Genomic DNA, 16,485 nt, shown 5'->3' with positions numbered 1-16,485 from the left:
TATGGTTATTTTTTACGATTCATAAAACCAAAATTTCGATAATAATTTACTGATATAACTTAATAGGTTATAATTTCAATTCATAACTTATTTGGTAATATATTTTGATTATAACTCCTAAGGTTATATTTTTAGTCATGATTGCAATATTAACAGCAGACATTGTTTCTTCTACAAAGACAAGAGACAACGATCTTTGGTCGTCTTGCATTGAGGAGGTTATGAACCTTCCATTTTTTGAGGATATTCGTTGGGATATATTCCGTGGCGATAGTTTTCAGATAGAACTGACAGACCCGAGTAAAAGTCTTTATTTGGCGGTACTTTTGAGGGTTTTTATTAATGCCAAGAAGGAACTCTACGATTTAAAGATTGATGTTCGTATAAGTATAGGTATAGGAAAAGAAGGTTTCGAAGGAGATAATGTGATGAGTTCCGATGGACAAGCCTATAAATTGTCAGGTAGGAATTTTGATAAATTTCATCAATCTCAAAGACGACTTTCGATAGCCACTACCTGGGATTACGACCTTATTGGTTTCCAAGAATCCGTTCAACTCATCGAACATTTGATATCCAATTGGTCATTTAGTAGTTTTACAGTAGCAAAACACTACCTTTTAGGAGTAACAAAACAAAAAGAATTGGCAGAACTAGTCGGAGTTTCTCAGCCAGCAATCCATAAAAGAATACAGAAAGATAATTTGGAAGGCTTGGTGAATTACCTCAATTGGTTCTCTCAGAAAATAATTCTTCTTATCAACTAACTTATGAATATCCTCTTTTTTAAGCTCTTATTCGCACATTTTTTAGCAGACTTCATTTTTCAAACAGAGAAGATGGCTAAAGAAAAGGCTGAAACGTATTTCTCCCAAGCGTATTGGAATCATATTCTAATACATGGGGTTTGTTATACAGCCGTTTTTGCACATCAGTTTATGGTGGTGGAAGAAAGTGGGGTAGGGAAAGTGTTTTTTTCGACAATTTTACTGACATCCCTTCATGCTATTATTGATTTAACCAAGACGTTTGCATCAAAAAGATGGGAGAAATACAATACCTTATTTTTCTTACTGGATCAAGCCCTTCATATCATTACTTTAGGTTTCATCTCCTACAAACTCAATTATACAGCCATATTAAAAGACTTGTATGCTATTGAACTCCCTTGGAATATTCTAGCGGCTTATCTTTTTGTGACCGTTCCCGTGGGAATTATCATGAAAGTGTTATTGAAAAGATGGACTCCTCAGAGCTCGCAGATCATTCAAGATGCTTACGATAATACGATGGAAGTGGAGATTGATCTCAAAGAAAATGATCCCAAAAGGTTAGAAAAGAAGTTTAAATTTCAGAAGAATACCAAGTTCCAAAACGATCGTTCGGTATATGCTTCATTGGTCGATGCGGGGCAGTGGATTGGAATTTTAGAACGTATCTTGATTCTTACTTTTGTATTGAATGGCGACCTGCGATCTATTGGCTTTTTATTGACAGCGAAGTCAGTTTTCCGTTTTGGAGATTTAAAAGGTGGAAAAGATCGTCAGATGACGGAATATATATTGATTGGGACATTAATCAGTTTCTCCTTGGCGATTTTCACAGGTCTATTATGTTTGGGAGGGGATGCCTTAAAAGTATTCCAAGACTAATTGATGGAATACTCATCATATGTTTTCCACCAATCTTTCGCCATTTTTTGCGTCCAAGGATATTGATGTTGAAGTTGCTCCAATAAATCGATGAAATCGTCAATATGTTGCACCCTTTTTTCAGGATCAAATCGGATACACTCTAAAAGCATATCTTTTAATTCTTGTGGAACATCCTCACGGTCAATTAACTTGTCTCTAAAGTTACCTTGGATGGTTTCTTCTCCTGACATCACTTTTTGAGAAACCAATTCCACTAAAAAGCGACCACTCAATAGATATAAACCTAAGGCACCAATAGAATAAATATCGACTCTATGATCGTTATTGTAAGGATCTCTCATACGTTCTGGAGCCATAAACATAGGGGTGCCTCCAATTTTATGAAGCTGAGTGTTTTCCTGGCTCTCCAAGTCTTTTACCAAACCAAAGTCCAATAATTTCACTTGGTCAAATGCCCCTCCTTGTTGAGAAAGCATAATATTTAACGGTTTAATATCTCTATGAACAAGATGATTCTGATGTGCTTCTCTCAAACTGTAACACACCATTCTCAAGACATAAACGATACGTTCAATAGGTAATTTTTTCTCGATCTCAAGGATTTTAGATAAAGTGATGCCATTAATGTATTCCATTACATAGTAGAATTGTCCTTGAGGCGATCGTCCAAAATCATATACTTTAATGGTATTCGGATGTTTTAGAGAAGAGGTGATTTTAACTTCTTTCTCAAAACGTTGAATACTGTCCTCAGTACTCCCTTGTTTTAATAATTTGATCGCCACAGGCATCTTCAATAAACTGTGTTCAGCTTTGTATACCTCACCAAATCCACCTTCACCAATTTTATCAATTAAGTGATATTGACCCATTTCACCCAATTTCTTGATGCGTTTATTATACTGCAATAACGTAATGTTGGAGTGATAAAGTAAGAAAAGAGACACACAGATAATCACATATAGAATACCTAATAGGAAATCTATTTTAGGAAGTATACTCATGGCCTCTTCCTCGTCTACTTCCGAGATAATACCAATATTTAGTAAAGGAAGATATTCGTACGCCCCAATTACTTTTACTCCTCTGTAGTCATTATAGGCTTCAGGAATTTTTCCAGAAATAGGTCCGCCCTCAAATACATGATTTCCCAATGCTTTAGCAATTTTCGTTGGCTCACGTTCCATTTTATTTTGATCAGGAATGCCGCCATCCATAAGGTTTGCACCAGGATCTTCAACGAATAGATAATATATAGCTGTTGGACGATCAAGAGTATCCAGTTGATAGGGTCCTTTTATGTCATCTAAAAAGCGACTTTCAGAAGCCATTCGACCTTCTCCATCGATAGCATATGTTTTAGATGATTTTCCATAATGACTGTACTTGAAGATATCAGTAAACCCTTCTTGTGCAACTAATGCAAAGAATAGGAAAGCAGAGATTTTACCTTCTTCATCATAAATGGGTGTCATAAAACCACAATCAGATTCTTCATAAAAGACTATACCATCATATATGAGATTGTTATGATGCATAGGAGGGAAGAAAATGGTTTCACCATCCGTCAGTCTTAAGTAATAATCATAGAAGGCTTTACTTAATCGAATATTGTTCGATTCTGCTAAAGTAGAATCAGTAGCTAAAAATGTATTTAATAATATTCTTGGCGATTGTGCATCCAATATGCCTAGATCACCAGAATTGAGAATTCTTGTAATTTCTTTTAATCGATTGGAATAAGGTTGAAGGAGTCTATTTTTCTCCTTAGTAGTGAGGTCGAGGTTATCGATACTATCTACCGTTACTGCCAAACGTTTTATTATTTTGGCTGAGGCGTAACGCTGTATGGTTTCTTTTTTATGATTCACCCAATCGTTCAATATCAGTTTATTCGATTGAATGAGCGCATATCTTTCCTCTAAAACGTCATTAAAAATACTGTTATACACTTGCTTTCTGATGAAGAACCCTAGGAAAAGAAGTCCAATCATCAGTGAGAAAATAACAATCAAGCGACTTCCTTTTTTAGATAAAAGCTTGGAACGAAGGTTAGAGAAGAAGCCCGTATTTCCTTCAACAGATAATATATTAAAGTTGGGATTAGTCTTGGGTTTACTTTTTTCTTTTTTGGCAGGCATTACCGTAAACTCACTATACAACGATAAGACTTCATTCTTTAACGAATGATCGTCCCCGCATAGTTCATCTATGTGCTTTAAAGCCTCCTCTTTAGGTAAGTCCATGATCTTACCTAAGATTTCAGTAGCCCTTTCGTGTAAATTATTCCCTTCTCCCACTCTAACGTCTGTTGTATAATAGTATTAATTAGTACCGGAAAGTTTATTGTTCGGTCTTCATAAACTTCTTCAGCCAAGCTTTGGCTACTTTCCAATCCACCTCAATGGTTTTGATGGAAACACCTAATTCATCGGCAATTTCCTGCATTTTTAACCCACCAAAAAACTTCAGTTCTACAACTTGTGCCTGTCTAGGGTGTACTTTTTCCAAATGTTCCAAACCCTCATGGATATCTAAAACCATCCCTTCTTTTTCAGGAGTGAAAGCAATACCTTCTTCTAGTTCTAAATTATGTACGCCGCCCCCTCTTTTTTGAGCATTTTTCGTTCTTGCATGATGTACCAAAATACGACGAATAGCTTGTGCACCCACAGCAAAGAAATGTGTTCTGCCTTGCCAATTGATTTGATCTTGATCAACCAGATTCATATAGGCTTCATTAACCAAAAGCGTAGGTTGTAAGGTATGATCACTTCTCTCTCTACGAAAAAGCTTCTCCGCAATTTCATGGAGGTTATCATATACTAAGGGATATAGCTTTTCCTTAGCCTGAGAAAATTCAATTTGATTCAGTAACTGAGATATTTCTTTCTTATCCATTTTGATGAAGTTTAGTTTAAATCTAAATGATTTCAAATTATTACCCAAAGAATTATACACCCTTAATAGGGGAATCGATCAATAAAAACCCTATTAAAGAAAAAAGATGATAGAAAAATTTTATAAAAGAAGTGTAAATCATGAGCATCATAACGAAGATGCGATGTTTACTACTTCATTATCACAGAACATCTCATTAATTGCCGTGATGGATGGATGTTCGACAGGAGAGGAAAGTCATTTCGCTTCTGCACTATTTTCTAAACTACTAAAGAAGATTGCTAAAAATCTTCCTGATCAGACCGATATACATGGAGAAGAATTATTGAAATCATATAGTCTGTTTAGTTTAGGAATGCATATAACTCGTTCATTTTTTGTGCAATTACAAAATGTACAACAGCATTTAGATTTGTCTTATTCAGAGTTGGCTTCTACTCTTATCGTAGCTTTAATTAATACACGTACAAAACAAATATGGTATTTAATGGCAGGGGATGGTTGTATTATCACAGATAATAAAATTGAAGAATTCGATCAGAATAATTATCCCAATTTTATATGCTATCACTTGGGAGATTCCTATAAAGATTGGGTCAAGGATCAAGTGATCATTCAGGAAACTTATTTTAAAGAGTCTTTTGGTATAGCGACTGATGGTTTATTGAAGTGTATCTCCAAAGAGGAAGAAATAACTGAAATTTTAAAAGAAGAAAATTGGCAAGACCGTTTAAATTTATTAGAATTTTCTGATGATGTCAGCTTTTTTAAATTTACTAAAAAAGAGGAGCTAATTAGTGTATAATTTACAAATTTCATAACCCAACGAAAAGATTGATGTAGCCCATTTAAAATCACTGATAAATATCATGGTAATCAAGTGATATTGATTGATATTCTATTTTTTGCTTGTTAGACATATTGCCAATGAAAACGAAAGAGTTAAACCTAATCAATGGAATAAATTTCTCTTTTATTACTAAATATCGGTCAATAATCTAACTAACAAAATGAGACAATTAAATAATGGTTTGTTCGGAACCATCATATTCAGTATTCTGGGGTTGCTATTAATTCCACTTTTATTAATGCCATTGTTGAATCAAAAAAACGAACAAGGCGAAAAGAAACAAGATTTACAAAAGGAGATTTCAATCTCTAGAAAATAAAATTAAGGCTATTTTAGATCAAATAAAATGGCCTTTTTTTGTGTCAAATAAGAGTATTTTAAAAAATCTATTTATTTCGTATTAAACTTTAAATTGATAATTTTTTTATCCACTCTTATATTGTTATCTTTCGAGAGATAAACTATTATTTTTTTAATAGGTTTCAGATTTTTTTACTGAACCAGTATTGAATAAAAGCAACAGAATGTTCTTAAAGATTAACTACATACTTCTTCTTTTATCTATTTTTTGTGGCTCTGTATCAGCCAAAAATGCGAATAGCCCAACTAATATTAGTGTTGATGTCGATTATTATGTGGATGAAAAGCATGAAGTGGATATATCAAGTATAGAATTAACCAAATTTCATAACCATACAGATGATGTTCTAAACTTCGGAAATAACAAAGCGACCATTTGGTGTAGGTTTAAACTAGAAGATTTTAGACAAAATCAAGTATTACATCTTAAAACAGCATTAATCGAAAATGCTGAATTGTATATTCCAGTAGGTAAAATCGATTTTGATACAAAAGAAGCAGGATACAAAAAGTCCTTTTCATCATTAGAGTATCAAATTCCGAATATATACTTTAATATTCCAGATAATTTTAATCCGAATAGATATTTCTATTTAAAGATTGATGCCACTTATTTACAATTTTGGACGTATGTAGGGACCTCATCAAACTACTTGGAATACATTTACAGAACATCTATTGCAGATGGTATATACTATGGTATTATCATCATTATGATGTTGTATAACCTCATTATCTATTTAACAGCAAGAGATAAAAACTACCTGTATTATGTGTTATATGTGTTAGCTACAGGTTTAATGGTAGCCCACTTCCAAGGGCATGATGCCCACCTTTGGGGAGAACTGAAATTTATAGCTGATAGAGGACCAATCTGGCCTGCAATAGGGGGCTTCTTCTCGGTACTTTTTGCCTATAACTTCTTGAAAATAAAATCGTCTTTCCCGATTTTTAATAAAGTCTTTTACTTTCTATTTGCCCTTTGGGGAGGCAGTATAATTAGTGTTCTTTTAGGCTTCAACCTGGTAAGTTCACTGATGAATCAGACATCAGGATTACTTTGTATCATTACGTTTACTTATACTAGTATTCAATTGATGAGTAAGGGAATGAAGTCAGCTAAGCTATTCTTATTGGCTTGGGGATTTTATATGACAGCATCCGTTTACTTTGTATTATGTGGTGCCAACATCTTCGAATATACTCTATTAACTGATTATGCTTGGCAAATTGGATCCACACTAGAAATGTTGACTTTATCTTTTGCTGTGGGTCAGAAAATCAATGATTTAAAGAAAGATAAAGAAAATCTTTTGTTAGATCAGAATAAGATATTAGAATTTAAAGTAAACGAAAGAACAGAGGAGCTGAAGTCTTCCAATGAAGAGTTGAACACGATGATCGAGCAAGTTTATGAACAGCACAGTATCATCAAAAAGAAAAACTCAGACCTGAATGCTTCTATTTCTTATGCCAAAAGAATTCAAAATTCGATGTTGCCAACTGCTGACGATATCAACAAACATGTAAAAGATCATTTTGTGATATACAATCCAAAGGATGTTGTTTCTGGTGATATTTATTGGTTTACTCATTTTAAAGGAATGAACTTTATTGCTGCTATAGATTGTACAGGACATGGTGTTCCAGGTGCTTTTGTTTCTATGATGGCTGTTAATATAATAAGAGAGGTAATTACTCTAAAATACCTTTCAGATCCTGCCGATATTCTTGAAGCAATGAACAAAGAAGTGGAAACTATCTTAAATCAAGAATCATCGAAAAGCCGTGAGGGGATGGACATGAGTATTTGCATGTGGGCAGATGGAGGCGTTAAACTACATTATGCTGGGGCTAAAAACCCACTATATATTGCTAGAGATAATGGAATAATTGATGTGATTCCAGGAAATAAAAGAGCGATCGGAGGTGAGTTTGGTATTCGTAAAAAAGGAGATCCATTCATCACTCACGAAGTCGAAATAACTGATGACATCAAGAGTTTCTATATCATGTCTGATGGTATTCAAGATCAATTTGGAGGACCGAACGACAAGAAATTTACAAGAAAGAGATTACAGAATGTTATAAAAATGAGTGCCCATCATCGTTTGACTAATCAAAAAACAATTTTAGAAAAAGAGCTTAAAAACTGGCAAGGAGAACAACATCAAATTGACGATCAACTTTTAATTGGTTTCTTGCCGTAACCTAATTTAAATGAGAAAATACGCTGACTTACATATACATTTAGCACTAAAACATTTAGTCGATAAGGGGTTAGAAGGTAGAATGAATATTTGGGATAGAATCGTTTATAATCCTGAAATTCATAAGCCTGAAAGAGCTGCTTCGGATCAATATGATCAATCAGATCTAACTTCTTTAGTAGAGAACAATGTCAAGATTGCCGTAGTTGCACTTCATCCTGTGGAGATTGTAGCTACCAAATCTTGGAAAAATAGATTAATCGCGAAAATATTTTTCGGATTTGAAGTGGACCGCTTAAAAAAATGGTCAAAAAACGGGGTCAATGCTTTTACTATATTGAATAGAGAATTAGCAGTGATAACTCAAGAGGAAGGAGAAATTAATACAAAAAAGACCTTACAAAATATTCAAAAGAATGGGGATTTAGAGGCTAAAATTGCAGTCGATAGGGAAGATTTTGATAATGAAGAGATCACAAAAATTGTATTAAGTATTGAAGGAGCACACGCATTAACTGATTTGCCATACAATACAGAAGGAGAGAAACTTAAGCAGGAAGTACTAAAGAATTTACGTTTCCTACAATTCGAAAGAAATCTTCCAATTTTCTCTCTAACGCTTTGTCATTTTGCAAACAACAGAATGGTAAAACAATCTTGGGCTTTGCCACTACCTGGGGTTACAAAACTTATTCCAATACCAGTAAAACGTGAATTGGATGCACCAGATTTTACTTTTAATGACATTGGATTAGCTGTTTTAGATCAATGTTTAAATCAACCAAAAGAACATAGAATCTTAATTGATTTAAAACATACGCATGTCGATGCAAGAAAAGAGTTTTATGAAAAACATATTCGTAATTCTGATGGAAGCTTTAAAGCACCCATCTTGGCATCACATTGTGGAGTAAGTGGTATGCCTGACTTTGCTGCTGCAGCAAAAGTCAAGAATGTGAAAAGAGAAGGTAAGAAAAAGAAATATCAACGATTTAATCCTTGGGCAATTAATTTCTGTGATGAAGAATTAAAGATCATCATGGAATCTGAAGGTTTGTTTGGTGTTTCTTTGGATCAAAGAATACTTGGAGCTGCCAACGATGAATATTATCGTGCAGTTAGAGATCATCTCAAAGAACAATATGGGAAGTCGAAATGGGATGATTTTTATGACAAAGATAGGTTGGGACGAATCCATGCTGCTATGTTTTTAGATAATCTATTGTACACTGTGCATAAAATGGGTGATGAAAAAGCATGGTCATGTGTTTGTATAGGTTCCGATTTTGACGGAATTATCGATCCAATTGATTGTTGTCCAACAGTAAAATACTTCCCTGAATTTGAAGAATTATTATTTAAAGAATTTAATCACTTAAGATTTAGAAATGAAGAAAATATTTTTATACCAAAAGATAAAACTTTAGAGACTGTTTTAAGAGATGTTTTTTATAACAACATCAATAATTTTATGAAGAAACATATTCATTGGTACGCAATGGATAAGGTAGAACTATCCGTATAAATGTGAATATTTATTAATTTCACGTTATTCATTTCTCTTCTAACTCTTCATGATCTATTTTTGTTACTTACCCAAGTAGAGTTGCTGTAGTACATATTATCTCAATCTTCGGTAATTAACATTTTTTCTCTTTTTGAAAATTAGTTCAATTTTTAAAATGAAATACAATGTTTAAAATTTCACTATTAAGCGAACTTTTACCCTTATTAAAATGAAAAACTTTATTCTAACCCTTGCTTTTATTTGTTTGTTTTCAACAATCTATGCTCATACAGGAGAGGGACAAAAACTGACACACGATGCTTTAAGTAAATTGAATGGATCTGTAGCAGAAGGTAAAGCTGCTATTGAACTATTGAATGAATATTTAAAGGTGAATCAGGAAAACGATGTCGATTATTTGTATAATCCAGATAATGGAGAATTGGTTTTATACCTAAACTCTGGCGTAGAAAAAGTAGAAGTTAAAAGTTTCCACATTACTTCTCATGTAACGAATCTTGACTTTATGGTTAATGATAAGATTCTATTACACGTGAGTTATTACAAGGATTCTGGTAAAATACTTCTTACAAGATCAATGCAATACAGCGAATTTTGGCAAGAATCTATTCCTGTCATTACAGAATTATAATGACTTAGAAAAAGGTTGTCCCATGAGTATGAGACAACCTTTTTGTTTATTTAGAAATTGCTTTCGTAAAAGTGGTAGTTAATCTTTTATTTATCACTTGATGAGGCATGGCAGATGTGCCATAATGTAATTTGGCAAAAGCCTCTATATCATTAAATGCAATATGTATTTTTTGATCTTCTGCTTCATAGACCAATATTTTTTGGCAAAAAGCATCCAATCCTAATTTGGGAAACTTGTTCATTGCCTTACCTCCCGGTGCGGGACCACCAAACAATAACAAACCACTTTTTGGTAGTGCTACGCCATATTCCTCTGCTTCTTTCTTGTAATCAATATCAGAAAACCAACGGGTATCACCTTGTGAAAGTATAGCCTTTTTTAATCGGGCAATGGTTTCTTCATAGTTGTAATCAGATGTAATATCTATGATACCATAATGCTTGGTCAGACCTTCTGTATTTACTTTAGAAATATCTTCTTTTGGTAAATGTTTAATGGCTTTTTTATAATCATGCTCTAAAGTATTTAATGCATGATGATCAATTGAATATCTTTTTTGTAAATAGCTTTTATCGGCATAGGCAACAGTTGGACGATTCGCCTCCGGTTCAGCGTAAACTATTACTCGATAGGGTAAATCTAAACCAATAAGTATGTCTTCAGAAAGCAATTGACTATTCACTTTTGGATTGGAAAAAATATTTACAATAGAAGGGGGCATCTTAACTCCTTGTTCTTGTGCCAATCTTGAATGGTCGATGATCACAATTTGTTTAAAGTCTTTGGTATTTTCTTTTACTGCAATAGTGAAATCGTCTACAGAATTTTGAATATCTGAGTTTATCAAAATAAAACTTGATAAGAAACCTAGTAAAAGTAGTCCGGTAAGAATATTAAATTTTTTCATTTCTTTTTGATTGTTGATTCACCCTTCTCAACGCAATCATTCCGGAATCAGTTTCGAAATCCGATTTTTCTTAACATAGATCAATTTTTTGTGCAATATCAGATAGATATTTATTATAAAAACAAGAATCAGTATATTCGATGAATAAATAATAGTTTCTCATGATATCGAATAAATACCTAATTCTAGTCAGCCTTCTGATGATGTTTTCTTGTACTTCTAAGCAAGAAGAACAATTCAAAGAAAAAGATTACACCAAATATGTTAATCCATTTATTGGTACGGACGGAACGGGACATACTTTCCCAGGTCCAACCCGACCTTTCTCTATGGTACAACCAAGCCCTGACAATACTAGCCAAGGTTGGGATTACACCAGTGGATATCAATTAAAAGACAGTACAATATTAGGCTTTTCTCAGACACACATGAGCGGAACAGGTATTAGCGAATTTGGAGATGTTTTGTTACTACCCTTTGAAAATCAACTAAAGAGGAAAGCAAAACAAGTAGAAGAAACCGCCTCAGTAGGTTATTATAAAGTAGTACTTGATGATGATATTGAGGTAGAATTAACCTCCACAGATAGAGTTGCTTTTCATCAATATAGGTACAAGACAAATCATGGGAATGTCTTTTTAAATCTCCAACATGGGCTTCGATTTATTGTAGATAGTTTGGATTTAGTGATGGATGCGGAAGTGAGTTTTGATGAAAACAAAAGAACTATTTCTGGATACGCTCATACTCACAATTGGGTAGACAAAAAATATTTTTATGTCATCGAATTTGATCAACCATATCAAACAATTGATTTTATTGATGAACAAACCAAAGAAAAAGCAAAAAAGGTAGTTCTGCATTTCGATTTAAAAGATCATTTATTAAAAGCTAAAATTGCATTATCCTCAGTAAGTGAGAAAGGTGCAAAACAAAATATGATGAAAGAATTGCCTCATTGGAACTTTGATCAAGTGGTGGCAGATAGTAAATCAGAATGGAACAAATACCTTTCTTTGATAGAAATTGAAGGTGATATCAAACAGATGGAGAATTTCTATACTGGTATGTATCATCTCTTCATTCAGCCCTCAAATATTTGTGATGTAGATGGTCAATATAGAGGAGCTGATGATAAGATTCATCAATCAGATTTTAAGGAATATTACTCTACACTTTCACTTTGGGATACTTATAGAGCAGCACATCCGTTGTACACTATTCTTACACCCGAACGTGTAGATGGCTTTGTCAATACGATGTTACTTCATCATAAAGCTGCTGGATTTTTACCAATTTGGACGGCTTGGGGACACGATAATTATTGTATGATTGGTAATCACTCTATTCCGGTAATTGTTGATGCCTATAATAAAGGTTTTACCGGTTTCGATTCTAAAGAAGCCTTAGCAGCAATGGTAGAAACCTCTACTCAAAGTCATATCAATTCCAATTGGGAGATGTACAATAAATACGGATATTACCCATATGATTTATTGGATAATGAAGCAGTATCTAGAACATTAGAATCGGGTTTTGATGATTATTGCGTGAGCTTGATGGCAGAAAGTTTAGGAGAAGATGAGATAGCAAAAACGTTTAAAAAACGAGCCTCATACTATAAAAATCTATTTGATAAAGAAACAGGTTTAATGAGAGGTAAAGACATAAAAGGGAACTTCCGAACACCTTTTGAACCCCTTAAACCTACTTCACCTATGAATAATCCTGGAGATTACACAGAAGCTAATGCTTGGCAATACACTTGGACTCCCATGCAATATGATGTAAATGGATATTTGGAACTCTTAGGAGGAAAAAATGAATTTACGAAGCTTTTGGATACCTTTTTTACTTTAGAAGGACATGGAGATAATAAACATTTGGGACAAGAAGCCTTAATTGGTCAATACGCACATGGGAATGAGCCATCTCACCATATTGCTTATTTGTATGCCTATACAGATAAGGCAGAGAGAGGAGAACAACTTGTCGATCAGATCTATAAAGAATTTTATCATAATACTCCTGATGGAATAACAGGAAATGACGATTGTGGACAAATGAGTGCATGGTATATTTTTACCACTCTAGGATTTTATCCTGTCAACTCTGCCAATGCCACTTTCACATTGATGAAACCCCAAACTAATCATGTAATTGTGAATCTTCATGATAATAAAAAGTTAGAAATCGTTTCGAATGTTAAAGAAGGGGAAAGTGTTTCTAAGATTACATTAAATGGAGAAGAAATCAAAAAACGCGAAGTAAGCTATCATGCACTTATGAAAGGAGGGGTTTTAAAATTTGATTAGAACATTATTGAAAGAAGAAACCTTATAAATATATAATTACAAAATTCTAAAATATGCTATCTTGATTTTGGTCAATTATAATCTTAAAGCAGAGGTTTTCATGTCACAATAGTTGTCGAAACGAAAATTGTAACGAATAAAGTTGAGGGTGTGGTTAATGTTATAGTATTTTGATGAATTGTATAATTTAAAGGAGCAATCCTTGTCATATAAAAAGACTAAGCAACTTTTTTCGTATCTTGTAAGTTGCCTATTCATGATTACGAAAATGACAAGATCTATATTTTTTCTATTACTATTATTTACGACATATAGTTTCTCTCAAACAATAACTCCAAAAAGGAATAGTTGTTTAACAAAAAGTATAAATTCTCCATATTATAATGATGTGACTCACCCTGGAGATGAAGCTTTTGAAGCTAAAATGCGTCTGCTTACTAGTGAATACAATAACGCTAGAATAAAAGAAGATGTTATACAAATTCCTGTGGTCGTTCATGTGATTCACAACGGAACCGATGTCGGTGTGGGTGCTAATATTGCAAATGCCCAAATTTTATCTCAAATCAGAATTTTAAACGAAGATTTTCGAAGAACCGAAAATACGCCTGGTTTTAATGATCATCAAGCGGGAGCGGACACGAAAATCGAGTTTGTAATGGCTTTAAGAGATGAAGACGAAAACATTTTAACAGAGCCTGGTGTAGACCGAGTTTTGATCGAAGAGGATTTTTTTACAGCAGATGAGTTTCAGATGTCTGTAAAACCTCATACCATCTGGGATCCGACAAAGTATCTAAACATATGGACTTGTACTTTTGGAGGGGTAAATTCAGATCTTTTAGGGTATGCACAGTTTCCAAATGTTCCTTCTGATGTAGATGGATTAGATGGTTTAACTCCTATTGGAGGTATGGCTTCAACTGATGGGGTAGTGATTGGATATCAGTTTTTTGGAGATACATTAAATGTACATGCTCCTTATGATAAAGGCCGGACAACAACCCATGAAATTGGTCATTGGTTAGGTCTAATTCATATTTGGGGAGATGGAGATTGCGATGTGGACGATCATTGTGATGATACTCCAAATCAAGATGGACCGAATCAGGTGTGTATGACAAGAAATAGTTGTATAGACCCTGTGAATGATCAAAATGATATGATCGAGAATTACATGGACTATACTCCAGATGATTGTATGAATATTTTTACTCAGGATCAGAAAACAAGAATGCGTATAGTGCTTAATAATTCAATTCGTAGAAAGGAGTTATTACTGTCAGAAAAGCATATTCCTTTAAGTGTTCCACATGCTCATTTTGTTGCCGACTCGACTTCTTTAGACGTCAACACATACATTACGTTTACAGATTCAACTAGAAATAGTCCTCGAGAATGGTCTTGGTTTTTTGAAGGTGGTGCACCGTCCACTTCATCGGCACAACATCCTAGAGTGCAGTATAGAGAATATGGTGAGTTTGATGTGACTCTAATTGCCAGTAACGATGTTGGGGCAGACACGCTTCACATAGCAAATCATATTAGTGTGGCTAGGGTAACTTCATTAGAAGACGATTTATTTGAAGTATCAACTTATCCCAACCCAACCTTCCACTCGGTTAAATTAAATTTTGCTCATCCTTTTAAAAATATAGAAGTGGATGTCTTTAATTTAAAAGGGGCACACATGGATCATATCGAAAGCGATTATCAAGAATTAATTGTTGATATGCATCAATATCCTAAAGGATTGTATTTAATTAAAGTGAATTTAGGAGGGAATCAGAAAGTTGTAAAAGTGATGAAGCAATAAAAAAAGCGATCACAAAATCGGATAAACCTTTTTTGTAACCACTTTTGAATGTACAATTGCATCACAAATTTATTGATTTGTATACAGATAACAAATAGGAATGGCCATCAAAAAGCGGTTATTTTTATGATTGTGGAAATTTTTGAATCTTTTTAAATGTAATCTCCTCATTTCTAAAGCAATTATAAGAAATGTATTTTTTTCTTAATACTTAAAAAAAATGCATCATTTCATAAAATCTCACGTATAAATAGATATAACAATAAAGAAGGAGGTGGAAGATGTCTATACAAGCAAAATCATTAAGGATAATGAAAGCTTTACCTCAGAATAAAAAAGTATTGCTTGAAGATGTTTTGAAGGAATTACAAATCGAAACAAGCCATACTGAACTGAGTTGTATCGCGAATAGTTTACAAAGAAACGGTCTAGTAAATTTAGAAACTGATGACCAAAAAATATTAGTCGGATTAACCGACGAGGGAAAAGAAATAATTCTAAATATTTAACGATTCTTAGAATACAAGGTAGCCAAAGTGCTACCTTTCTTTTTGTCCAAAATTTAACAGACATAAACATCAATACAGTATTTTTTTTTAGATATTTACTAGATGAACTTCGAAGAAATTAAGATCAGTTCGAAAGAAGAAAGAGATCAATTTATCGAGCTTGTCATAGCAGATGATCTAATTGATGACCTGTACGAAAGCATTAAGAAATTTGATAATCCTCACGGTAATCGTTTAGCTTGGGTGATGACCTCTATTTCAGATAAAAATGATCAGATTTTATCGAAATATGTGGATGATTTAATTACTTGGTTACCCGGTATAAAAACTCAAGGTATAAAAAGATCGCTTTTAAGAGGTTTGATTCACTGCCCATTATCAATTGATAAAGAAGGAGAGTGGGTAGAATTTCTTTTTGATATTTTATCATCCTCTGAAACTGATATTGCAGTTAAGGTGCACAGTATGGAGTTACTTTCGAAGTATTGTGAAAAATACCCTGAATTATCGCAAGAACTGATCATAATTTTAGAAGATGCTTTACCTTATTATTCGGCAGCTGGAAAAGTGCGAGCAAAAAGAATATTAAAAAAGTTCAGTAACTAAAAGAAACTGATAAAAAATAAGATAAGTTGGGGTGTAAAGTTAAAGTATTGTGTAATCGAAATAGTATTTAAATCTGTTTGAATCACCATGAAAAGTGTTGAAATCTAAAATTAAAATAGATTAGAAATAATCGTCTTATACAATTAGAAAAGTTTATGTATAGAGGGGGCAGAACTTCCTTAAATACTTTTTTA

Annotated in this window: 14 protein-coding genes; 11 read left to right on the top strand and 3 right to left on the bottom strand. The window is 33.5% G+C overall.

Annotated features, from left to right (window positions below):
* Window positions 1-137: 137 nt before the first annotated feature.
* Entirely contained in the window at window positions 138-767 is a 630-nt protein-coding gene (locus KMW28_RS28370) for an AsnC family protein (RefSeq protein WP_066215842.1), read from the top strand.
* Window positions 768-839: 72 nt separating this feature from the next.
* Window positions 840-1,652 (top strand): DUF3307 domain-containing protein, encoded by an 813-nt coding sequence (locus KMW28_RS28365; protein ID WP_244994576.1) that lies wholly within the window; start codon window positions 840-842, stop codon window positions 1,650-1,652.
* On the opposite strand, the gene KMW28_RS28360 is transcribed toward KMW28_RS28365, so the two are convergent.
* Both KMW28_RS28360 and KMW28_RS28355 read right to left on the bottom strand, forming a co-directional pair.
* On the bottom strand, window positions 1,649-3,955 hold the full coding sequence (locus KMW28_RS28360; protein ID WP_169662486.1) for a serine/threonine protein kinase: 2,307 nt from the start codon (window positions 3,953-3,955) through the stop codon (window positions 1,649-1,651). The genes KMW28_RS28365 and KMW28_RS28360 overlap by 4 nt on opposite strands.
* Before the next feature lie 43 nt (window positions 3,956-3,998).
* On the bottom strand, window positions 3,999-4,556 hold the full coding sequence (locus KMW28_RS28355; protein WP_066215837.1) for a sigma-70 family RNA polymerase sigma factor: 558 nt from the start codon (window positions 4,554-4,556) through the stop codon (window positions 3,999-4,001).
* 106 nt (window positions 4,557-4,662) lie between these two features.
* Between KMW28_RS28355 and KMW28_RS28350 the strand changes: the two genes are divergently transcribed.
* The 5 genes from KMW28_RS28350 to KMW28_RS28330 all read left to right on the top strand — a co-directional run bounded on the left by KMW28_RS28350 (window position 4,663) and on the right by KMW28_RS28330 (window position 10,135).
* Entirely contained in the window at window positions 4,663-5,361 is a 699-nt protein-coding gene (locus KMW28_RS28350) for a protein phosphatase 2C domain-containing protein (protein ID WP_169662488.1), read from the top strand.
* Window positions 5,362-5,566: 205 nt separating this feature from the next.
* Window positions 5,567-5,725: a hypothetical protein gene (locus KMW28_RS28345; protein ID WP_169662489.1), complete on the top strand. Its 159-nt coding sequence runs from the start codon at window positions 5,567-5,569 to the stop codon at window positions 5,723-5,725.
* A 205-nt stretch (window positions 5,726-5,930) separates the two neighbouring features.
* A complete protein-coding gene (locus KMW28_RS28340) occupies window positions 5,931-7,976 on the top strand; it encodes a 7TM diverse intracellular signaling domain-containing protein (protein WP_169662490.1) in 2,046 nt (681 codons plus the stop codon).
* A gap of 10 nt (window positions 7,977-7,986) precedes the next feature.
* Window positions 7,987-9,501, top strand: a complete 1,515-nt coding sequence (locus tag KMW28_RS28335; protein WP_169662491.1) for an amidohydrolase family protein — start codon at window positions 7,987-7,989, stop codon at window positions 9,499-9,501.
* 211 nt (window positions 9,502-9,712) lie between these two features.
* Complete coding sequence (locus KMW28_RS28330; protein ID WP_169662492.1) at window positions 9,713-10,135, top strand: hypothetical protein; 423 nt, start codon at window positions 9,713-9,715, stop codon at window positions 10,133-10,135.
* 46 nt (window positions 10,136-10,181) lie between these two features.
* Here KMW28_RS28330 and KMW28_RS28325 read toward each other — a convergent pair whose 3' ends face one another.
* Window positions 10,182-11,045 carry a DUF302 domain-containing protein gene (locus KMW28_RS28325; protein ID WP_169662493.1) on the bottom strand — a complete coding sequence of 288 codons (864 nt, stop codon included), beginning with the start codon at window positions 11,043-11,045 and terminating at the stop codon, window positions 10,182-10,184.
* Window positions 11,046-11,206: 161 nt separating this feature from the next.
* On the opposite strand from KMW28_RS28325, the gene KMW28_RS28320 reads away from it, so the two are divergent.
* From KMW28_RS28320 to KMW28_RS28305, 4 genes are all read left to right on the top strand, one after another.
* Window positions 11,207-13,360 (top strand): GH92 family glycosyl hydrolase, encoded by a 2,154-nt coding sequence (locus KMW28_RS28320; RefSeq protein WP_169662494.1) that lies wholly within the window; start codon window positions 11,207-11,209, stop codon window positions 13,358-13,360.
* A gap of 268 nt (window positions 13,361-13,628) precedes the next feature.
* Entirely contained in the window at window positions 13,629-15,176 is a 1,548-nt protein-coding gene (locus KMW28_RS28315) for a M43 family zinc metalloprotease (RefSeq protein ID WP_169662495.1), read from the top strand.
* 281 nt (window positions 15,177-15,457) lie between these two features.
* A complete protein-coding gene (locus KMW28_RS28310; RefSeq protein WP_066215824.1) occupies window positions 15,458-15,685 on the top strand; it encodes a hypothetical protein in 228 nt (75 codons plus the stop codon).
* Between the two features lie 102 nt (window positions 15,686-15,787).
* Window positions 15,788-16,291, top strand: coding sequence for a hypothetical protein (locus KMW28_RS28305; RefSeq protein ID WP_169662496.1), 504 nt, complete (start codon window positions 15,788-15,790; stop codon window positions 16,289-16,291).
* Window positions 16,292-16,485: the final 194 nt, after the last annotated feature.

The organism is Flammeovirga yaeyamensis (assembly GCF_018736045.1).
GTDB lineage: Bacteria > Bacteroidota > Bacteroidia > Cytophagales > Flammeovirgaceae > Flammeovirga > Flammeovirga yaeyamensis.
The sequence above is the reverse complement of the archived record's forward strand: the minus strand, read 5'-3'. Positions and strand labels throughout refer to the sequence as shown.